The sequence below is a fragment of the Mycobacterium sp. DL99 genome (assembly GCF_004762045.1).
Taxonomy (GTDB): Bacteria; Actinomycetota; Actinomycetes; order Mycobacteriales; family Mycobacteriaceae; genus Mycobacterium.
Genome location: NZ_SJOM01000007.1, coordinates 6448952 through 6470193 on the forward strand (window position 1 = coordinate 6448952; position 21242 = coordinate 6470193).

The window sequence follows — 21242 nt, forward strand, 5'->3', positions numbered from 1 at the left end:
CGATCGTGACCGGTAATCGGGTACTTGATTACTCGCAACGACGCCCGCCAGAGGTGCCACGATTCACCGGAGCCGGAGCTGAAGGAGGTCCGCGATGGCATTGCCCGCGCTGGTTCTCGTGCACGGCGGCGGCATTCGTGTTCCGTTCAAGAGGGTCGCCCTCCGTGGAGTGAGGCGGAACCGTCCCAGCGTGACACCGAAGTGGCTGGTGCGATTCGCGTATCTGAACGGGGTGCCCCGCGTCCGTCGCCGGTTCATGGCAGGCAAACTTCACTCGGAATCGATTGCCGTCATGGCGGAGAAAGTGTCCCGGCGCGGAATGCCGGTCGATGTCCCGCGCACCTGGATCTTCACCCTGCGCGATCGCGCGCTGAGACCGAAACGGCAACGCACCTACATCGAGGCGCTCGGCGGGGTGCACACCCTCATCGAGATGGACACCTGTCACTGCCTGATGGTGAGTGAGCCCGAGCGGCTGGCCCGGATTCTCATCGAGCGCTGCCGGTTGTACGCGTAATGGCGGTCAGACGTTAGTGTGCTTTCGTCGGCTTCAGCGAACGGGCCGATAGAAAAGTTGAGCAAATTCATGACCGCAGCACCAGAAGCATCGGCGCTCGAAGCCCGCGTCGGCCACTACTACGAGGCAGACGGCCTCTACCTGGTCGGCCGCGAGAAGGTCCGCGAGTACGCCCGTGCCGTGCAGGACTACAACCCCGCACACTGGGACGTCGACGCCGCCGCGAAGCTGGGCTACTCGGGCCTGGTCGCGCCGCTGACCTTCACCTCGACCCCGGCCATGGCCTGCAACCGGCGCATGTTCGAGTCGATCGTCGTCGGCTATGACACCTACCTGCAGACCGAAGAGGTCTTCGAGCAGCACCGCCCGATCGTGGCCGGCGACGAGCTGCACGTCGACGTCGAGCTGACGTCGGTCCGCCGGATCGCCGGTCGGGACATGATCACCGTCACCAACACCTTCACGGACCGGGCCGGCGAGCGCGTGCACACCCTGCACACCACCGTCGTCGGCGTCACCGCCGAAGATCTCAATCCGGAGATCAAGACCGCCGTCCAGCGGGCGATGATGCACGACGTCGACATCTTCGGAGTAGGCGACGACGAGTACGAGAAGACCGTCCGCCCCGAGGGCGAGATCCGGATCGCCGAGAGCACCACCCGCACGCCGGGTACCCCGTCCTTCGATGACCTGAAGGTCGGCGACGAGATCGGCGTGCACCACACCCGGCTGTCCCGCGGCGACCTGGTGAACTATGCCGGCGTGGCCGGCGATGCCAACCCGATCCACTGGGACGAGGACATCGCCAAGCTGGCCGGGCTGCCCGACGTGATCGCACACGGAATGCTCACCATGGGCCTGGGTGCCGGATTCGTCTCCACCTGGTCGGGCGATCCGGGGGCCGTCACCCGCTACGCCGTGCGGCTGTCCCAGCCCGCGATCGTGTCGGCCAAGGAAGGCGCTGACATCGAGTTCAGCGGCAAGATCAAGTCGCTTGACCCGGAGACCCGCAACGGTGTCGTCATCGTCGCCGCAAAGGCCGACGGCAAGAAGATCTTCGGCCTGGCGACGATGAACATCCGCTTCAGCTGACCCGCTGAAGCCGCCTCACGACGCCACCTCGGCCGGATCGCGCTGGATCGGCTTGGGCCACGGCGAGCGCGGCGGACGAGGACGCACCCGCTGGGGCCACCAGAACCACCGCCCGAGCAGGGTGGCGATGGACGGCGTCATCAGCGCCCGGATCACGAACGTGTCGAACAGCAAGCCGAGGCCGATTGTCGTGCCGACCTGGCCGATGACGATCAATTTGCTCACCGCCATCGACGCCATGGTGAACGCGAACACCAGACCCGCCGCGGTGACCACGGGGCCGCTGCCGCCCATGGCGCGAATGGTGCCGGTCTTCAAGCCGGCGTGGATTTCCTCTTTCATTCTCGACACCAGAAGCAGGTTGTAGTCCGCCCCCACGGCCACCAGCACGATGACCGACATCGGCAGCACCATCCAGTGCAACGGGATGCCGACGAGATGTTGCCAGAGCACCACCGACAGGCCGAAGGCGGTGGCCAGGCTGACCACGACCGTGCCGACGATGACGGCGGCGGCCACCAGGGCCCGGGTGAGGATCATCATGATGATCAGGATCAACATGAGCGCGGCCGTTGCCGCGATGAGCAAGTCGTAGTTGGCGCCCTGCTGCATGTCCTTGAACATCGCTGCGGTACCGCCGAGGTAGACCGACGATCCCTCCCACGGTGTTCCCTTGATCGCTGCCGCCGCAGCTGTTTTGAGCGCCTCGGAACGAGCTGTACCCTCCGGGGTCAGCGGATCGCCTTCGTGAATGATGGTGAACCGCACGGCCTTCCCGTCTGGCGACATCATCAGTTTCATTCCCCGTTGGAAGTCGTCGGTTTCGAAGGCTTCCGGAGGAATGTAGAACGAGTCGTCGTTCTGGGCTTTGTCGAACGCCTCACCCATCGCGGTGCTGTCCTTCTGCTGGGCCATGGTCTGGTCCTGCTGGGTCTTCTGAACCTGATACTGATTGAGCATCATCTGTTTCTGGTTCTTCATCGACTGGATCATCGACGGCATCAATGCGACCAATTGCGGCATCAGGGCGTCCAGGCGCTCCAGGTCGGGTACGAGATCCTGAATGTCGTCAGACAACGTGTTGATTCCGTCGAGAGTGTCGAATATCGACCGCAGCGACCAACAGATGGGGATGTTGAAACAGTGCGGTTCCCAGTAGAAGTAGTTTCGGATCGGCCGGAAGAAGTCATCAAAGTCGGCAATGTGGTCGCGAACCTCATTGGTATCCGTCGACGTCTTCTTCGTCTTCTGCACCATGCTGTGGGTGACCGCAGCCATCTGCTGGGTGATGGACTGCATCTTCTCCATGGTGTCGATGGAGGTCTGCATCTCGCCGGCCTGGGCCAGGATGTTGGCGATGACGCCCTGCTGGTAGTCGTTGCCCATGATCTGGCCGGTACCGCTCTGGCTCAGCGTGTACGGGATCGTCGAGTGTTCGATCGGCTTGCCATCGGGTCGGGTGATGGTCTGCACCTGGGCGATACCGGGCACCTGCGCCAGCGCCTTCGCGATCTTGTTGATCACCAGGAAGTCGGCCGGATTCCGCATATCGTGGTCGGTCTCGATCATCATCACGTCCGGATTCATCCTGGCCTCGGAGAAATGCCGGGTCGCCGCCGCGTATCCGACATTGGCCGACACGTCGGGGGGCAGATATCTGCGATCGTTGTAGATGGTGTGGTAGCCGGGCAGCGCGAGCAGGCCGATCAGGCACGCCGACACCGCGACCACCAGCAGTGGGCCGGGCCAGCGGACGGCCAGGGTACCGACCCGGCGCCACCCTCTGGATTTCGACTTCCCCCTGGGCTCCAGGAACCGGCCCCAGCGACTGGCTATCGAGATGAGCGCGGTTCCCAACGTCAGGGCTGTCGCGACAACGAACACCATGCCGACGGCCAGGGGGTAGCCCATCGTCTGGAAGTACGGCAACCGGGTGAAGTGCAGGCAGAAGGTGGCGCCCGCGATGGTCAGGCCGGAGGCCAGTACCACGTGGGCTGTCCCGTGAAACATGGTGTAGTACGCCGATTCTCGATCCTCGCCGGCCCTGCGCGCCTCGTGGTAGCGGCCGATCAGGAAGATCCCGTAGTCGGTGACCGCGGCGATGGCCAAGGTCACCACCATGTTGGTCGCGAAGGTGGTCAGGCCAAAGACGTTGTAGTAGCCCAGAAATGCGACCAGCCCGCTGGCACCCGTCAGTCCGGCGACGAGCAGTACGCACAGCAGGAGCGTTGTGGTCACGGATCGGTAGATCACCAACAGCATGACGACGATGACCCCGAAGGTGACCATCTCGATCATCCGCATGCTCTCGTCGCCGACCCTGTTCTGATCCGAGCTGGTCGCCGCCGCGCCTGTCACATACGCCTTGATCCCCGGCGGCGCCGGGCTGTTCTCGGCAATCTGACGAACGGCATCCACCGACTCGTTGGCCAATGCCTCGCCTTGATCGCCGGCGAGATACACCTGGACATAAGCGGCCTTGCCGTCGACGCTCTGGGCTCCCGCGGCAGTGAACGAGTCACCCCACAGGTCCTGCACGTGCTCCACATGTTTGGTGTCGGCGCGCAGGTCGCGGACCATCTGGTCATAGAAGGCGTGCGCCTCGGCGCCCAACTTGTCCTGGCCCTCGATCACGATCATCACCGAGCTGCTACTGCGGTATTCCTCGAATTCTGTGCCGATGCGTTTGATGGCGATCATCGATGGTGCATCGTTGGGGCTCATCGACACCGACCGCATCTTGCCTACAGCCTCGAGTTGCGGCACAACGGTGTTGAGTATCGCGATCATGGCGATCCAGACCACGATGATCGGGACAGCGAAGATCCGGATGAACCGGGGGATCGCCGGGCGCGACCTGTGAGGAGGCCCCGGAACGGGAGCGGTCGGGGCGTCGTCCACCGGCGCGCTCATGCTGCCTTCACCAAGCAGAAGGTTTGTGCATTGGCGCCGGTACTGGTGCGTTCGTCCTTGACCACGTCATCGACGGTGATCCGGCAGCCGATGCTCTGGCCGTCGGTCTGGGCCAGGACGTTCGGAGACGACGAGGGCGCCGTGGTCGTCAACGTCAAGGTCCATGGCAGCGGGACGGTTCCGGTGCGCTGCGGAATGCCGTCGAGGTCCTTGTAGTTGATCACGGCCGTGGAGCCCGAGCCGAACACCTCATAGGTGACGACCTTGGGATTGAATTTCTCCGCGGTGTCCGCGCCGATCGGTGTCACCAGCACCGGATGGGCACCGAAGATGGTCCGCAGGTGCGACACCGTGAGCACACCCACTGTCAGGGCAACCATGATGGCGATCGGTAGCCAGACCTTCCGGAATACTTTTGTCATCGCCGCTGCCTCCCGAAGTTGACGAATGCAACCTTCGGCCACCCGACGACCCGGCCCTTTTCCCAAGGCCATCGAACACGTGACCGCGGCACACGTGTCGGAAACCTATTGGCAGCTGTCATCGTCCAGGCCCTTCGACGTTTCGAATGGCCACAGGATTTGGTGGTCGTGGTCAGCTTAAGGAGCAAACCTCGGCTGCCGGATGAAAACGCGACGAAATGCGTGGTAGAGAGCTCAATCCGGCAGGTGCAGGCGCGAGCGCAGCACGGGAAGTCCCGGGCCCGCGAGATGGTCGAACGCGACGGTGCGTCCGCACACCGCCAGCATCAGCGCGACGCCCGGACCGGTGATGACCTGGCCGTCACCCCATGTCCGCCCGGTGTCCGCGTCGTGCAACGCGATACCCCGCAGGCGCCGGTGCGGGAAGAAACCGAGCTGCGTTCGGCTGGTGAGGAAATCGAGCACCCGCGCGACATGCTGCGGATCCGGGTGATGCGGAAGCCCCAGTGGTAACCGCATGTCGGCACCGTGTACCAACACGTCGGTCAGGCCTGACAGCGGACCTGTGACCGGTGGGCTCAGTCTGTGGCCGGCCCGGCCGCGCAGTGTCTCAGCTATTTCAGCCGCAGACGCTTGCGCGCGGCGACGGGCCAGCGCGTCGATCCCGCGGTCGATGCTGCCGTGCCGAAGACCGCTGGCCAGAAAGCCCCAGAACCCATCGGTGAAATCGCTGACCAGATGTGCCGCAACGGTTTTGACGTCCCAGCCGGCGCACAGGCTCGGCGTGGCCAGCTGGTCTTCGTCCAGCCCTTCGACCAGGGTGGCGATCGACCGGCGCTCGTCGGCCACCGCTGCGAACACCCGCTCGCGTTCCTCCGGGCCCAGCCGCACGGTTCAGTCCGTTCAGCCTGGGACGTTCGCCTTCAACGAGGCCAGCGCGCCCGTGCTCAGCTCGGCCAGCTCCTGCGCCTCGGCCGGATCGAGAGCGGCCGCGAAGATCTCGGCCATTCGCCGGTTGGTCGCCTGCTCGATCTCGGCGTAACGGTCCTTCTTGTCTGCGCCGTCGGCGAACGGTTCGGGCCAACCGAACATCGTGGTGTACTGCGGACCCTTGTTGAGCATGTGCGCCTCAACCGGTGCGATGCCCGAGATCGTGAGCGCGTTGAAGTGCACACCGGCGCGCAGTTCGCGGAGCACGAACATCACCTGCAACGCCCGCGCGGCGGGATCCTCGTCCAACGGCATCGCACGCCACCCGGCGTACAGCGGCAGCCCCGCGATCGGCGCCGCGGCGATGAGCTTCTCTCCCAAGGCGGCGATGCGGTCCAGCCCCTGGGCACCGGACAGGTACTTACGCCCGAACTCCGCGGCCTGATCCCAATACTGTTGCGCCGCACCGGCAGCACCGCGCACCGCAATGCCCTCGTCCCACATCGCAGCCAACCCGCTCGGTTCGAACACCGCGAAGACCGCGCTGACGGTGGCGCCCGTCGCCTCGCCCAGCACTCCGCCGCGGCCGGCCACGTAGCCCGCCAACGGGTTCTCGTAGCCGGCGGCAACACTGGCACCGAAGTTCTCCGGATGCAGCATGAAGATCGCTACCGCCTGCTCCATCGCCGTTCCCGTGGCTGCGGCAGCGTCCAGCATGTCGGTGTTGCTCATGGCAGTGACTCCTATCTGGCGAGATCCCATTGGCCGTAATCGGCAGCGAGAACATCGTTCACGTCAACATGGATGCCGTCGATCACGAAGCCCGGATCGGACGCGGTGACGACTTCCCTCTGGAACAGTACGGCGGCCGGTTCACGCTCCCCACGTGACCATGCCTTGGTCTGCCAGGCCCACCGATAGCCCGGGCTGGTCGAGGATCCGACGACACCGTCGGCGATGGCCCACCCGCACTGACGGCGGCCACCGTAGATTCCGGTACGGGCGGCGCCCAGGACCGAGTTGATGCCCCGAAACCATTGGACTGCCTGGCTTTTCCACGTTGAGGCATCGATATCCTCATCGACGCTGAAGAAGATCGGAGCCGTCGCGGGGCCCCCGGCCGCCGTGTGCAGCCCCAGCGCCGTCTGCGCATCGGCCACTCCCCCGTCGTAGCCGCGGGTGAAGTCCGACGGCGTCGGCCAGCCCGGCTTGCCGAACTGATAGCAACTGACGATCTGAAGGCCCGCCGCCCGCAGGCGGTCCGCGTAGTCCCGGTTGACCGGTTTGAAATCGAATGTGGCTCCGGGCCGCAGTTCGGAGACGTAGACCAGCGCGCCGCCGAAGCCCGCGGACTTGATCTGCTCGGGCTGGACCAACCGGTCGGCGAAATCGACGAGTTGCAGGCCATCGGCAGATGCCGTCGGCGTGCCGGCCGACGCGGCCAGCGCTCCCGGCACGGCCCATGCCGGCGCGAACAGCGCCGCATACCTGAGGACTTCGCGCCGTGAGGCAGATCGCGTCACGGACCGAAGCGTATCCACGGATCCGGCCCAACTCCACCCCCGGGGATTGGTTACATTCGGGTTCGTTCGCGAAACAGGTCCGTACCGGGGACAGATGAACCACAATGGCTAGTCGCAGCTAACTACCGAAACCCTGGCAGAACCACCGTGGCACGAGACGTGATCGCCGTCGACACAACGCTCGATCACCCATGTCCGGATATCTGGCCCATCCTGGCGGCACCGGATCTGTACCCACGGTTCTTTCGTGGCATCGGGTCGTGCGAGCAGGCTGCCGGCGACCCGCAGCTCTTCGAGGTCCGTCTGTCCACCTCTCGCGGTGCCGTCGTCGTTCACGAGATACGCCGGACGGTCCGCCTGTCGGGCATGGAGTTGCGCCTTGATGCAACGGAGACTGGGCGTTGTTTCGCCTCGATCCGCCTGACTCCCGAAGGAGGCGGTGCTCGGATCGCATTGAGGATCTTCGCGGTCGGCACGCTCCACCCCGACATCTCAAAAGCCAGCGACAACGCTGTCGAGAGCTGGATCCGTGAAGGGCTGCAGCGAATCTCGGACCACCTCGAAGGCAAGCCGTCCTCGCAGCTGGTCAACATGGGCGATGGGCGATCTCTGCAACTCAACGTGTTGAAGACCATGATCACCAGCGGTGTGGTGCGCGCGTCTCGACCCGATCGCGGCCTTCGCCAACTCAATTCGCTCGCCAAATGGGGATTCACGCTCGCCGGCGGCCTCACCGCCGCAGCCGTGCGATCACCGCGCACAACAGCGTCGATCGACGGGGACGGGACGTCGACCTACGCGGACGTGGCCGAGCGCACCACACGCTTGGCATCGGGCCTTGCCGTAATCGGTTTCACCAGCGACAGCACGTTCGCGGTTCTCGCCCGCAACCACTCGGCGATGGTCGAGTGCATGGTGGCATCGAGCAAGCTGGGTGCAGACCTGGTGTTGCTCAACACCGGCCTTGCCGCCCGCGCGATCGAAGAGATCGTCAACCGCCACGGCGTCGACGCCATATTCGTCGACGGCGACTTCGAACCGGAGGTTCGGTACGTCTCCGCGGATATCCCGCGAATTTCGATACACGCGAATTCGGCTACGCGGCACCGGCGCTCGCTGGACGATCTCATTTCCACCGGCACCGGCGCCGCACCGGTGGCGCCACCGAAACAACCCGGCAAGCTGGTGGCTCTCACCTCGGGCACCACCGGCACGCCCAAGGGTGCCCGACGGCCCACGCCGCCCGGCTTCGGCGCCATCGCGGCGATGTTGTCGCGCATGCCGCTGCACCGTGGCGAAGTGATGCTGCTGTGCGCGCCGCTGTTTCACACCTGGGGTCTCGCCGCGCTGCAGGTGAGCACCCCGCTGCTGGCAACGGTGGTGCTGATGGAACGGTTCGACGCCGAAGAATGCCTCAAAGCCATTGAGCGCCACCGCTGCACCGTGGTGATCCTGGTTCCGGTGATGTTGCAGCGCATTCTCGAGTTGCCGGCCGCAGTGGTCAGCAGATACGACACGTCGTCGCTGAAGGTGGTCGCCAGCAGCGGGTCGCCGATTCCGGGCGCGGCCGTCACCAAGTTCATGGAAACCTTCGGCGACGTTCTCTACAACTTCTACGGATCCACCGAGGTGTCCTGGGCGACGATCGCCGATCCCGCCGACCTGCGCGTCGCCCCCACCACGGCGGGCCGGCCGCCGCTCGGTACCCGCGTCGCCATCCTCGACAACCGCGGCAACATCGCGCCGGCCGGCACCGTCGGTCGCATCTTCGTCGGCAACGACATGCTGTTCGACGGCTACACGAACGCGACCTCGCCTGCCGTCGAGGACAGGCTGATGGACACCGGCGATCTCGGGTACCTCGATGCCAGCGGACGTCTGTTCGTCGCCGGACGGGACGACGACATGATCATCTCCGGCGGCGAGAACGTTTTTCCCCGGCCAGTCGAAGAAGCTCTCGCCGTCCTGCCACAGGTCGCCGATGTGGCGGTGGTCGGCGTGCCAGATCCGGAGTTCGGCCAGCGTCTGGCGGCCTTCGTGGTCCGCACCGAGGGGTCGTCACTCGACGAAGACACCGTCAAGAACTACGTGCGGAACCGACTGAGCCGCTTCTCGATTCCGCGCGACGTGACATTCGTCGATCAGCTCCCGCGCACCGCCACGGGAAAAGTCTTGAAGCGTCATCTGATCGAGGGCCAGTTTCCGCTGGAGATGGGATGGCCGGATCCGCGGTGAACCTTCGGTGCCCCGTGGGCGTATTCCTCCGGGAAACCAGCCCCCAACTACCGAGTTCGGAAGGTCGCCAATGGACCGGAAATCGATCGTGCCCTCATCGTGGCGCAGCACTTCACCCAGCCGGCGCAGCGTCCTGGTCGGGATCGCGGCCGTCGGCGGGTTCCTGGCTGCCGACCTCGGCGCGGTGCTGTACGCGCGTGGTCCGCTCGGATCACAGCGGCGACTGACCCCTCAGGCATTCGTCGACGCGTTCCACCGGGTCGCCGGGATCCACCCCGGCTATCGCCTCAATCACGCCAAGGGGGTTGCGGTCAGTGGCTACTTCGACAGCAACGGTGCGGGTGCCGACGTGACCACGGCCGCAGTCTTCCGCGTCGGCCGCACTCCCCTGGTCGGACGGTTCTCCGTGCCGGGAGGCAACCCCACGGTGTCCGATACCACCGCGGCCCCACGCGGCCTGGGGTTGGCGATCGGATATCCCGGTGGCCAGCAATGGCGGACCGCAATGCTGAACCTGCCGGTATTCCAGGACAATTCGGTGCAGGGTTTCTATGACCGCTTGCTGGCTTCCAAACCGGTGCCTGATACCGGGAAGCCGGATCCCGCCGCCATGGCCCGTTTCTTGACCGCCCACCCCGAAACCGCCAGGGCGATGTCGACGATCAAGCAGCAACCGCCCACCTCTGGTTTTGCCGACAGCACCTTCCGCGGGCTCAACGCCTTCTACTTCGTCAACGCAGCGGGTGAGCGTATACCGGTGCGATGGTCGCTGATCCCGCTACAGGAGGTGAAGCCACCCTCCACATCGCCGGCCGGCCCGAACTGGCTGTTCGACAACGCTATTCGCGATATCCGGTCCGGCCCGTTGCGCTGGCGGTTTCTCGTGACGATCGGTGAACCGGAGGACGACGTGCGCGATGCGACCAGCGCATGGCCTGCGGATCGCCGCACGATCGACACCGGGACCGTGGTGCTCGACTCGATAGCGACGGAATCGGCCGGAAACGCCCGTGACGTCAACTTCGACCCCATGGTGCTACCGGATGGGATCGAGCCCTCGGAAGACCCACTGCTGCCTGCGCGTTCGGCGGTGTACGCGGCGTCGTTCCGCCGCCGTGCCGGCGTTGCCGGAGCGGCCCCACAGGTCGAGACCGGGGAGGTGGCGCGATGATCGCCTCGGCCCCACAATCCGGTTCCCGCTACGCCCTCGGCACCCGCGTCCTGCACTGGTTGGCCGCAGCGCTCGTGTTCAGCACGCTGCTCGTCGGGTTCGTCCTGGCCAACTCTCTGGCGGACTACGCAGTGCTGCTCAGCGTGCACAAAGCTCTCGGTGCCCTGGTGTTCCTGGTATTCGTGGTCCGTCTGATCAACAGGCTCACTGATCGCGGGCCCGCCCTGCCTGCCACGGTCGGGCGAGTCGAGCGCATCGCCGTCATCGGCTCTGAGCTCGGCATGTACGTGCTGCTGCTGGCGCAGCCGCTGCTGGGGTGGGCAATGCTGTCGGCGAGCGGAGTCCCCGTCGTGTTGGGCGGCGTACGGCTGCCACCGATCGCCCCGGTGGACGCTGACCTGTACGGCCTGCTTCGTAACGGCCACTCGATCATGGCCTACGGCCTGGTCGTGCTGATCGCCGCACACGTGTCAGCGGTGCTTCTGCACACACTGACACTGCGCGATGGCATGTTGCGCCGAATGACTTTCGGAAACGATGAACCTATCGACCTGCGCCGGCGTACGTAAGCCCGTGGATATCAATCGGATGAGAAGAACTGTTGGTGCGGGCCTGTTTTCCGCCGGCATGGTGGCCGGACTCATCGCGCCGGGTTACGCACACGCCGAGGAGCCGGTCACCCCGGCACCGATCACCGCGAAGCAGACATCGGACCTGGGCGAGATCGTCATCGACGCCGAGGGAATGACGGTATATGCCTTCCAGGGCGACACCCCCGCAAGCAGCGGATGCGGTGAGGACTGCCTGCAGAAATGGCCGGCCGTCATTGCCCCCGACCCCCTACCGGCGCAAGCGGCCGGGGTTGATGGAGTATTGGGTGTGTACCTACGTCCCGACGGCACCCGCCAGTTGACCTTGAACGCGCGCCCGCTCTACACGTTCGTCCAGGACAAGACGGCCGGGCAGCATAACGGCGTGGGAAAGCAACTCGGCGACTCCAAGTGGGGCGTCGTGCAATCTGACGGGCTCCCGCGGTACTGAGCCGTGCTGAACCGTCCACGACGTCGCCGATCGTCAGCCGCACAGCTTGGTCGTGCGGCTGACGATCAGCTCTTGACCATGCTGTACACCATCCACGGCGATGCCGTCCGACGGTTCGTCGCCGGCCACGTCGTCGATGTACAACACCGTGAGGACGTCGTGCAGGAGACGTTTGCCCGGGCATGGAAGAACATCGACCAGATCGACACAGACGACGGCAATCCCAGATCCTTCCTGTTCACGATTGCCCGCAACGTCATCGTCGATCAATGGCGGCGACGGTCACGGCGAGGCGAAGTGCTCGTCGAGACCGATATCGCGTTGCCCAGCGCTGATGCCGTCAACAAGTCTCTGGAGCGGATCGTCATCGGTGAATCCCTGCAACGGTTGTCCCCCGAACATCGCGAGGTGGTCAAGGCGCTGTACTTCGATGACCTCACACTGGCTGAAGCAGCGGATAGGCTCAATGTTGCTGTGGGTACCGTGAAGTCACGCAGTTACTACGCAGTGCGCGCATTGCGGGCGGTGTTCGACGAGATGGGGCTGCTGTGATCGACGAACCTCATGTCCTTCTGGGCGCCTACATCCTCGGCGGACTCGACGCCGAGGAACGCGGACAGTTCGAGGCGCACCTCAGAGAATGTGCGCAGTGCCGCGCTCAAGTCGCCGATTTCGCGCCCCTTCCGGCACTCCTGAGCAAGATCGACCCGATAGACCTGGAAACCGAACCCGCCGACCGTGCCGAGTCGGAACTGGCGCTGCGCGACATGCTCGCCGCACGACGTGCGGCAGCGAACCGCCGGGTCCGCCGCCGGGTGGTCGTGGGCGCGTGCGCTGCGGCGATCGCGGCCGTCGCACTGGTGTTGGTCATCCCGCGCAGTGAGCCGGCTCCGCCGGGTACGGGCACCTTTGCGATGCATTCGGTAGCCGCCGCCGGAGCCTCTGGATCGGTGACCCTGACGCCCAAGCCGTGGGGGACCGCCATCGTGCTCGACCTGGACCACCTACCAACCGACGGTGTATTCACACTGCGGACGATGGACGACGGCGGACAGATGCAGCCGGCGGCCACCTGGGCGGCAATGCCGACCGGGGCAGGGGTCGTGCAAGGGGCGACATCCATTCCGATGCCAAAGCTACGAAAGCTCAACATCGTCGACGCAAACAACACCGTCCTGGCCACGGTGGAGCGCTAGCTCCTACAACTCTGTGACTTGCCCCTTGTCGACCAGCCACGATCGGTCGAGGCGAACGTTCTGCAGCATCCGGCGGTCATGCGTCACCAGAAGCAGGGCACCGTCATAGGTCTCCAACGCCTGCTCGAGCTGCTCGATGGCGGGCAGGTCCAGATGGTTCGTCGGCTCATCGAGAACCAGCACATTGGTGCCACACGCCTGTAGCAATGCCAGCCCGGCACGGGTTCGCTCGCCGGGTGACAGGTCGTCGACCGCGCGTTCCACGTGGTCGGCCTTCAGTCCGAACTTCGCGAGCAGAGTGCGAACATCGGCCGTCGGCCAGTCCGGCACGTGCCGCTCGAATCGGTCGATGAGCCGTCCGGTGCCGGTGAAATCAGCTCGGGCCTGGTCGATTTCACCGATGGCGACGTTCGCGCCCATGCTTGCGCGTCCGTCGTCAGGTTGCCGACGGCCGAGGAGCAGCCGCAGCAACGTCGACTTCCCCGCCCCGTTCGGGCCGGTGATACCGATCCGCTCGCCGGCGTTCACCTGCAGCGACACCGGACCGAGTGCGAAATCACCTTGCCGCACAACCGCATTGTCCAGCGTCGCCACCACCGAACTCGACCGCGGCGCCGCCGCGATCGTGAACTGCAGGGTCCACTCCTTGCGAGGCTCCTCGACCTCCTCCAGCCGGGCGATCCGACTCTCCATCTGGCGCACCTTCTGCGCCTGCTTCTCGCTGGACTCCGATTGCGCCCGTCGCCGGTTCTTGTCGTTGTCGGGCGCCTTGCGCATCGCGTTGCGCACACCCTGGCTCGACCACTCCCGCTGGGTCCGTGCCCGCGCCACGAGATCGGCCTTCTTCTCGGCGAACTCGTCGTATTCTTCCCGGCGGTGCCGGCGAGCGACCTCCCGCTCTTCCAGGTAGCTTTCGTAGCCGCCGCCGTAGACAGTGGTTCTGTTCTGTGCCAGATCCAGTTCCAGGACACGGGTTACCGTGCGGGCCAGGAACTCCCGGTCATGACTGACCAGCACCACGCCGCCGCGGAGGTCGGAGACGATGTTCTCCAGCCGGGCCAGGCCTTCGAGGTCGAGATCATTGGTCGGCTCATCGAGCAGGACGATGTCGAACCTCGACAACATCAGTGCCGCAAGCCCGACCCGTGCCGCCTGCCCGCCCGACAATGCGGTCATCAGGGTGGAATCCGGGCGCACCTCGTCGATGTCGAACCCGAGATCGGCCAGCGCCACCGGCATCCGCTCGTCGAGGTCGGCGGCGCCGGTGGCGAGCCAGTGGTCCAGCGCAACGGAGTAGGCGTCGGCGTCGGCTGCCGGGTCCGCCAAGGCTTCGGCTGCGGCTTCCATCGCCAGGGTCGCCTCGGTGCACCCGGTACGCCGCGCGATGTAGGCGGCGACGGTCTCACCCGTTACCCGCTCATGCTCCTGCGGTAGCCACCCGACGAAACCGTCGACCGGAGCGAGACTCACGACACCGTCCAGCGGCTCGAGCTCTCCGGCGAGGATGCGCAGCAGTGTGCTCTTGCCCGCACCGTTGACTCCCACGACCCCGACGACGTCTCCGGGTGCCACGGTCAGGTCCAGCCCCTCGAACAAGGTGCGGTGGGCGAATCCGCCGGCCACGTTCTTCGCGACAAGCGTTGCGGTCATGGCCTCATCGTCGCATTTGCGGGGACCACTCCCCGAATTGCCGGGTTCGTGACGCACACCACGACTGCAACCTCCACGAAGTATCGACAGCAGTCCACCCATCGCGTCTTCTGACCTGCCTGTTCACCGGCCGCGGATTCTCAGACTCCGGGTCTGACCCCGGAGTGATGCGGATCTCGCCACACCACGGACAACGGGAGGGATGCACGGCGATGTCGGTATGCCCGCTTACCATTCCTGCGGCACACCTTGTCGACGATGACGATCGCAGAAAGCCCGCATGCCGGGGTGAGCCCCCCGCGACCAGGCCCGATCGCTCTGCCAGCGACTCTGGTGGAAAGGACCAGCAGTGAGTTACAACGCCGCAGACATCACCGAACTCGACGATGTCCAGCACACACGCCTGCGGCCGGCGGTGAACCTGGGCCTCGACGTGCTCAACACCGCACTGCGCGAGCTCGTGGACAACGCGGTCGAGGAGGTCGCCGATCCCAGCCACGGCGGATCCACCGTGACGATCACCTTGCACGCCGACGGATCGGTCAGCGTCGCCGACGACGGCCGCGGCCTGCCTGTCGACTCCGACCCGGTGACCGGGAAGAACGGCATCGTCAAGACACTGGGCACCGCGCGGGCCGGCGGCAAGTTCTCCGCCCACGCCGACGCGGCCAGCACGGGGGCCGGCCTGAACGGGATCGGCGCCGCCGCAGCGGTGTTCATCTCGGCGCGCACCGACGTGACGGTGCGCCGGGCCGGAAAGACCTACCTGCAGAGTTTCGGCCACGGCTACCCCGGGGTGTTCGACGGCAAGGACTTTGACCCCGACGCGGAGTTCACCCGCGCCGACACGCAGAAACTGCGCGGCTCCGGCAACCGCAAGCCCGATGCACACGGCACCACTGTGCGCATCCTTTTCGACCCGACCGTGGTGCCGGATTCCAGCGTGGACATCGGTGAGGTACTGCTGCGGGCGCACGCCGCGGCGCGGATGTCGCCCGGGGTGCACCTGACGGTCGTCGACGACGGCTGGCCCGGCGAGGAAGTTCCGCCCGCGTTGCTCGAGCCGTTCAGCGGCCCGTGGGGCACCGAAACCCTGCTGGACCTCATGTGCACCGCCGCCGGCAGTCCGCTGCCCGACGTCCGCGCCGTCGTGGAGGGCCGCGGCGAGTACACCACCGGACGCGGCCCGACCCCGTTCCGCTGGTCGTTGACCGCGGGCCCGGCCGAACCGGCGACCGTGGCCGCGTTCTGCAACACCGTGCGCACCCCGAACGGCGGATCGCACCTGACGGCGGCGGTGAAGGGGCTCTCCGAAGCCCTGGCCGACCGCGCGTCCCGAATCCGCGACCTCGGTCTGGCCAAAGGCGAAGACGGCCCGGAGGCACAGGATTTCGCCGCGGTCACCGCCCTGGCGGTCGACACCCGCGCTCCCGACGTGGCGTGGGATTCCCAAGCCAAGACCGCGGTGTCGTCGCGGTCGCTGAACGTAGCGATGGCCCCGGATGTCGCGCGCAGCGTCACCATCTGGGCAGCCAACCCCGCCAACGGCGACACCGTCTCCCTGTGGACGAAGCTGGCGCTTGAGGCCGCCCGCGCGCGGCGCAGCGCCGAGGGCGCCAAAGCCCGGTCCCGTGCGGCATCGAAAGCCAAAGGGCTGGGCACGAATCTGTCGCTACCACCGAAGCTGCTGCCCAGCCGGGAATCGGGCCGCGGGTCGGGTGCCGAGTTGTTCCTCTGTGAGGGCGATTCCGCACTGGGCACCATCAAAGCGGCGCGCGACGCCACATTCCAGGCCGCTTTCCCGCTGAAAGGCAAGCCGCCCAACGTGTACGGCTTCGCTCTGAGCAAGGCACGGGCCAAAGACGAGTTCGATTCGATCGAACGCATCCTGGGCTGCGGAGTGCGTGACCACTGCGACCCCGAGCTGTGCCGCTACGACCGGATCTTGTTCGCTTCCGACGCAGACCCCGACGGCGGCAACATCAACTCCAGCCTGATCTCGATGTTCCTGGACTTCTACCGCCCACTCGTCGAAGCCGGCATGGTGTATGTGACGCTGCCGCCGCTGTTCGTGGTCAAGGACGCTACCGAGCGGATCTACTGTCAGGACGAATCAGAACGTGACGCTGCCGTGGCCCAGTTGAAGGCCACCTCCAAACGCAAGGTCGAGGTGCAACGCAACAAGGGCCTCGGCGAGATGGACGCCGACGACTTCTGGAATACCGTGCTGGATCCGCAGCGCCGCACCGTGATTCGGGTTCATCTCGACGATGGTGAGAAGAAGCTGCACCACACCTTGTTCGGCGGGCCACCCGAGGGCCGGCGCACGTGGATGGCCGATATCGCCTCCCGCGTCGACACCTCCACGCTGGACTTGACCTAGGAGCACGACGTGACCGCCACCCTGGACGTTCCTGAGCAGAACGCCGACCTGGTGCTCGACCAGAGCGCCGATGACTACTGGAACCACTATCAGCTGACCTTCGCGCTCTACAGCGTCAGCGACCGCGCCATCCCGTCCGCATTCGACGGGCTCAAGCCCGGTCAGCGGCGTCTGCTCTACCAGATGCACGAGTCGAAACTGCTGCCCGGAAACAAGCCGCAGAAATCGTCGAAGATCTGCTCGGCGGTCACCGGCAACCTGCACCCCCACGGCGGGGCGTCGATGTACGGCGCCGCGGCGCTGATGGCCGCCGAGTTCCAGCGGGTGAAAGTCATTGACGGACAAGGCGCGTTCCCCCGTATCCAGGGCGACATACCCGCTGCGGACCGTTACACCGAGATGCGGCTGTCGGCGCCCGGTGCGGCACTGACCGCCGAACTCGACGATCACGCCGTTCCGATGGTCCAGACGTTTGACGGTGAATGGGTCGAGCCGACAATGCTGCCGGCCCAATGGCCCGTGCTGCTCTGCAACGGCGCCGTCGGCATCGCCGAGGGCTGGGCCACCAAGGTGCCCGCACACAATCCGCGGGAGATCATGGCGGCCTGCCGAGCGTTGCTGGCCAGGCCGAACACCACCGACGACACGTTAATGAAGCTCATTCCCGGCCCCGACTGGGGATGCGGCGCCACCGTCGTCGGCGCCAGCGGGCTACGGGAGTACATCACCACCGGCAAGGGCGCGTTCACGGTGCGCGGCACGATTTCCGTCGACGGAAAGAACTGCATCATCACCGAGCTGCCGCCCGGTGTCGCGAGTAACACTGTGCAAGACCGGATCCGGGCCCTGGTCGAGTCCGGCGAGATGTCGGGTGTGGCCGACATGTCCGATCTGACCGACCGCCGCAACGGGCTGCGCATCGTGGTCACCGCCAAACGCGGACACAGTGCCGAGACGATCCGCGACCAGCTGCTCGCCTTGACCCCACTGGAGTCGACATTCGCCGCCAGCCTGGTCGCGCTCGACGAGGACCGGGTACCGCGCTGGTGGTCGGTGCGGGACCTGATCGGCGCATTCCTGCATCTACGTGACTCGGTGGTGCTGCACCGCAGCGAGTACCGGCTGGAAAAGGTCACCGCACGACGTCATCTGGTGGCCGGCCTGATGAAGATCCACCTCGACATCGACGCTGCCGTGGCGGTGATCCGAGGCTCCGACACCGTCGACGACGCTCGACAGGGGCTGCAGGAGCGGTTCCAGATCGATGAAGAGCAGGCCAATTATGTTCTGGCACTGCAGCTTCGACGACTGACCAAACTCGACGTCATCGAGCTGCAGGCCGAAGCCGACAAACTGGATGCCGAGTTCGCCCAGCTCACCGAGCTGGTGGCCGATCCCGATGCGCGCCGGAAGGTGATCGACAAAGAGCTCGTGGAGACCGCAAAACTGTTCAAAGGGCCCGAGTTCGACCGTCGCACGGTCCTGGACTTCGATGCCACACCCGTCGCGTCCAGCGCCGATGAAGACGGTCCCCGCGAGCGGAAGGTCAATGCCGCGTGGCGCCTGGACGATCGCGGGGTGTTCTCCGAAAGCCACGGCGACCTGCTCACCTCGGGCCTGGGCTGGGCGGTGTGGACCGACGGGCGCGTCAAGTTCACCACCGGCAACGGCCTGCCGTTCAAGATCCGCGATATCCCGGTGGCCCCGGATATCACCGGGCTGCTGCGGTCGGGTGTGCTGGCCGACGGCTACCACCTGGCGCTGGTGACGCGGCGCGGGAAGATCCTGCGCATCGACCCCGCCGCCGTGAATCCTCAGGGTGCGGCCGGCAACGGTGTGGCCGGGGTGAAGCTGGCCGGTGATGGCGACGAGGTGATCGCGGCGCTGCCGATTTCCTGCGCGAACGGCGAGGCCATCCTGTCGATCTCCGAAAAGGGTTGGAAAGTCACCGAAGTCGCCGATATCCCGGTCAAGGGCCGCGGTGGTGCCGGTGTCGGGTTCCACCCGTTCGTCAACGGTGAGGACGCACTGCTGTCGGCGGCGATCTCCGCGACCGGGTTCGTGCGGGGCAAGAGGGGCGTCCGGGCCGAGAATCGGGCCAAGGCTTCGGTCAAGGGTGCCGGGACCGACGTGACACCGGCGCCGTAGCCTGGCGACAACGGCATGAGGGGGCTGCATGGTCAGCGCGGAACCACACATCTACATCACAGTGCCGTCGGTACGGATCTGGGTCAAGAACAACCGTTGGACAGCCGGCGCGGTGGCATTCGTCGCTGCCGCGGTGCTGCTCGCGGCGGTGGTCTTCGTGTTGTCGTGACCTTGTTGTCGTGACGGTCCCGAGAGCCAGAACGGACACAGCACCAGCTGGATAACAGTGCGGCATCGAACTGACACCGGCGCGTGAGGCAACACGAGTCACAGCAGTCACTTTGTTAACATCACGCGGTGCAGGTTTCCCGGCGTGACGCCTTGCGCTACGCCACCGCGGCCTCGCTGGCCGGGCTCGGCGTGGCATCAGCAGGCATGCCCACGGCGTCGGCGGCCGCACCCACACTGATCGACTTCGCCATGCGCCAGATTCCGGCCCGCGATATCCGGGCCGCAGGTCACTCCGGAGTGATCAACTACGTTTCGACATCGCGGCCCGGCTCCTCCATGGGTGCCAAGCCGATCACCCTGCCCTATGCCCGAGAGCTGACCGCCGCCGGTTTGGTGATCGTCAGCAACTACCAATACGGCAAGCCCGGCGGGACCGCACCGTCGGACTTCACCCGCGGGTACGCCGGCGGTGTCGCCGATGCGCGCACCGCCTGGCAACTGCACACCGCGGCAGGGGGTGGACAGAGCGCACCGATCTTCTTCAGCGTCGACGACGACATCGACCGCAACACCTGGAACGCCGTCGCGCTGCCATGGTTCCGCGGAATCAACTCAGTGATCGGGGTGCAGCGCACCGGGATCTACGCGGGTATCAGGCCGTGCCAGTGGGCTGCAGCCGATGGCGTTATCGGCAAGTCGCAATCGCCCGGTCACGTGTGGGCGTGGCAGACCCGCTCTTGGTCCGGCGGTCAGGTCTACCCTGCCGCAGTTCTTTACCAGCGCGTAGTGAGCACAGCGTCGAATCCCGGCCCGGTGGTCGGCGGGCTCGAAGTCGACGTCAACGACGTGCTGGCCCAGGATTGCGGGCAGTGGAACTTCCACCCGTGAGATCGAAAGGTGGGCACCGGGGCTACTTGGCGGCGAGCCTGACGATGGTGTCTCTCGTATCCGTCTCGCGGACGTTCATATTCATGACATAGACGTTGCCGTCGGCATCGACAGTGATGGCCGATGGGCGCTGAAGGCCCTTGAACGGGAGTTGGACCCAGTCACCTCCGCGAGCCGGCATCCGGGATACCGTGCCGGCCTGCCGGTCGGTGGCATAGAGATTGCCCGCTGCGTCCACCGCCAGGCCGGCCACGTTGTCCGTCACCCCGGCAATCGGCTCGGCCTCCTTCGCGTTCTTCGCGACCTTCACAATCTTGCCGTCCTTGGCTGAGTACAGATTGTCGTCGGCATCGATCACCAAGTGCCCCAAGCCATTTCCGATGTCGACGGGCAGCTCCGTCGGGGCGGTCGCACCGGGAGCGAGCTTCAACAGCTTGTTGCTCTGGTTGTCGGTCACGTAGACCGAGCCATCCTTGCCGACTGCCATCTGGCCGTACTTTGTGAGCTTGTCGAAAGGCAGCGGTTCCGAGGTGGTGGCCCCCGGTGCGATCGTCTCGACCACACCACCGAGAGTGACGAACGACAACCGGCTGTCCGGTGCCACCCCGAACGTCGACACGGGAGGATTGCCGCTGGGCTTCATCGGGGTCGGCCGGGCCGCCCCCGGGGTCAACGTCGCGAACCCGCCGGTACCACCCAGGTAGAGGACACTCTTCGCGTCGACCCCCATCTCCCGGTAGTCAAAGGAACTGAACGGAAGCACGGTCTGCTCGCCCGACTGCAACGGCACGTCCGCCACCAGAGCGGTCGGCGCAGATCCCGGCGAACATGCCATCAAGACGCTGCCCACGACGGTGGCGACCATTCCGAAGACGAATCCTCTTCGCGGACGCAGTTTCACCTTTTCCATCCCCACGGCTCGGATCCTAGGCCTGCTCATCCCAGACAGGTGCTCTCCACGC

At 65.7% G+C, this 21242-nt stretch carries 19 protein-coding genes; 12 read left to right on the forward strand and 7 right to left on the reverse strand.

Annotated features, from left to right (window positions below):
- Positions 1 to 94: 94 nt before the first annotated feature.
- A complete protein-coding gene (locus EYZ64_RS31385) occupies positions 95 to 517 on the forward strand; it encodes a hypothetical protein (RefSeq protein ID WP_210115609.1) in 423 nt (140 codons plus the stop codon).
- Between the two features lie 69 nt (positions 518 to 586).
- Complete coding sequence (locus EYZ64_RS31390) at positions 587 to 1609, forward strand: fused (3R)-hydroxyacyl-ACP dehydratase subunits HadA/HadB (protein WP_135459627.1); 1023 nt, start codon at positions 587 to 589, stop codon at positions 1607 to 1609.
- Between the two features lie 15 nt (positions 1610 to 1624).
- On the opposite strand, the gene EYZ64_RS31395 is transcribed toward EYZ64_RS31390, so the two are convergent.
- From EYZ64_RS31395 to EYZ64_RS31415, 5 genes are all read right to left on the reverse strand, one after another.
- Positions 1625 to 4522, reverse strand: coding sequence for an MMPL/RND family transporter (locus EYZ64_RS31395; protein WP_135459628.1), 2898 nt, complete (start codon positions 4520 to 4522; stop codon positions 1625 to 1627).
- Positions 4519 to 4944, reverse strand: a complete 426-nt coding sequence (locus tag EYZ64_RS31400) for an MmpS family transport accessory protein (protein WP_044514215.1) — start codon at positions 4942 to 4944, stop codon at positions 4519 to 4521. Before EYZ64_RS31400 ends, EYZ64_RS31395 begins: the two co-directional genes overlap by 4 nt.
- A 234-nt stretch (positions 4945 to 5178) precedes the next feature.
- Positions 5179 to 5835 (reverse strand): maleylpyruvate isomerase family mycothiol-dependent enzyme, encoded by a 657-nt coding sequence (locus EYZ64_RS31405; RefSeq protein WP_135459629.1) that lies wholly within the window; start codon positions 5833 to 5835, stop codon positions 5179 to 5181.
- A 12-nt stretch (positions 5836 to 5847) separates the two neighbouring features.
- Entirely contained in the window at positions 5848 to 6606 is a 759-nt protein-coding gene (locus EYZ64_RS31410; RefSeq protein ID WP_135459630.1) for an SCO6745 family protein, read from the reverse strand.
- A gap of 11 nt (positions 6607 to 6617) precedes the next feature.
- Positions 6618 to 7397 carry a DUF1906 domain-containing protein gene (locus tag EYZ64_RS31415; protein ID WP_135459631.1) on the reverse strand — a complete coding sequence of 260 codons (780 nt, stop codon included), beginning with the start codon at positions 7395 to 7397 and terminating at the stop codon, positions 6618 to 6620.
- Between the two features lie 147 nt (positions 7398 to 7544).
- Between EYZ64_RS31415 and EYZ64_RS31420 the strand changes: the two genes are divergently transcribed.
- The 6 genes from EYZ64_RS31420 (at position 7545) to EYZ64_RS31445 (ending at position 13040) form a co-directional block, all read left to right on the forward strand.
- Positions 7545 to 9632, forward strand: coding sequence for an AMP-binding protein (locus tag EYZ64_RS31420; RefSeq protein ID WP_135459632.1), 2088 nt, complete (start codon positions 7545 to 7547; stop codon positions 9630 to 9632).
- Between the two features lie 70 nt (positions 9633 to 9702).
- On the forward strand, positions 9703 to 10803 hold the full coding sequence (locus EYZ64_RS31425; protein WP_167858046.1) for a catalase family peroxidase: 1101 nt from the start codon (positions 9703 to 9705) through the stop codon (positions 10801 to 10803).
- Positions 10800 to 11372 carry a cytochrome b gene (locus tag EYZ64_RS31430; protein WP_135459633.1) on the forward strand — a complete coding sequence of 191 codons (573 nt, stop codon included), beginning with the start codon at positions 10800 to 10802 and terminating at the stop codon, positions 11370 to 11372. The genes EYZ64_RS31425 and EYZ64_RS31430 overlap by 4 nt, the downstream gene beginning before the upstream one ends.
- A 19-nt stretch (positions 11373 to 11391) precedes the next feature.
- The gene (locus EYZ64_RS31435) at positions 11392 to 11844 is read left to right on the forward strand and encodes a COG4315 family predicted lipoprotein (RefSeq protein WP_167858047.1); all 453 of its coding nucleotides are present in this window, start codon (positions 11392 to 11394) and stop codon (positions 11842 to 11844) included.
- A 3-nt stretch (positions 11845 to 11847) separates the two neighbouring features.
- Positions 11848 to 12396: a sigma-70 family RNA polymerase sigma factor gene (locus tag EYZ64_RS31440; RefSeq protein ID WP_286175232.1), complete on the forward strand. Its 549-nt coding sequence runs from the start codon at positions 11848 to 11850 to the stop codon at positions 12394 to 12396.
- Positions 12393 to 13040, forward strand: coding sequence for a zf-HC2 domain-containing protein (locus EYZ64_RS31445; protein WP_167858048.1), 648 nt, complete (start codon positions 12393 to 12395; stop codon positions 13038 to 13040). Before EYZ64_RS31440 ends, EYZ64_RS31445 begins: the two co-directional genes overlap by 4 nt.
- A 3-nt stretch (positions 13041 to 13043) precedes the next feature.
- Here the strand turns inward: EYZ64_RS31445 and abc-f are convergent, their stop codons facing one another.
- Positions 13044 to 14690, reverse strand: a complete 1647-nt coding sequence (gene abc-f, locus EYZ64_RS31450) for a ribosomal protection-like ABC-F family protein (protein WP_135459636.1) — start codon at positions 14688 to 14690, stop codon at positions 13044 to 13046.
- A gap of 349 nt (positions 14691 to 15039) precedes the next feature.
- Here abc-f and EYZ64_RS31455 point away from each other — a divergent pair, with 349 nt between their 5' ends.
- The 4 genes from EYZ64_RS31455 (at position 15040) to EYZ64_RS31465 (ending at position 20280) form a co-directional block, all read left to right on the forward strand.
- Positions 15040 to 17073 (forward strand): toprim domain-containing protein, encoded by a 2034-nt coding sequence (locus tag EYZ64_RS31455; RefSeq protein WP_135459637.1) that lies wholly within the window; start codon positions 15040 to 15042, stop codon positions 17071 to 17073.
- A 9-nt stretch (positions 17074 to 17082) separates the two neighbouring features.
- Positions 17083 to 19221 (forward strand): DNA gyrase subunit A, encoded by a 2139-nt coding sequence (locus EYZ64_RS31460; protein WP_135459638.1) that lies wholly within the window; start codon positions 17083 to 17085, stop codon positions 19219 to 19221.
- A 28-nt stretch (positions 19222 to 19249) separates the two neighbouring features.
- The gene (locus tag EYZ64_RS32170; protein WP_167858049.1) at positions 19250 to 19390 is read left to right on the forward strand and encodes a hypothetical protein; all 141 of its coding nucleotides are present in this window, start codon (positions 19250 to 19252) and stop codon (positions 19388 to 19390) included.
- Positions 19391 to 19518: 128 nt separating this feature from the next.
- The gene (locus tag EYZ64_RS31465) at positions 19519 to 20280 is read left to right on the forward strand and encodes a DUF1906 domain-containing protein (protein ID WP_135459639.1); all 762 of its coding nucleotides are present in this window, start codon (positions 19519 to 19521) and stop codon (positions 20278 to 20280) included.
- Positions 20281 to 20302: 22 nt separating this feature from the next.
- Here EYZ64_RS31465 and EYZ64_RS31470 read toward each other — a convergent pair whose 3' ends face one another.
- Positions 20303 to 21196: an NHL repeat-containing protein gene (locus tag EYZ64_RS31470; protein ID WP_135459640.1), complete on the reverse strand. Its 894-nt coding sequence runs from the start codon at positions 21194 to 21196 to the stop codon at positions 20303 to 20305.
- Positions 21197 to 21242 lie beyond the last annotated feature (46 nt).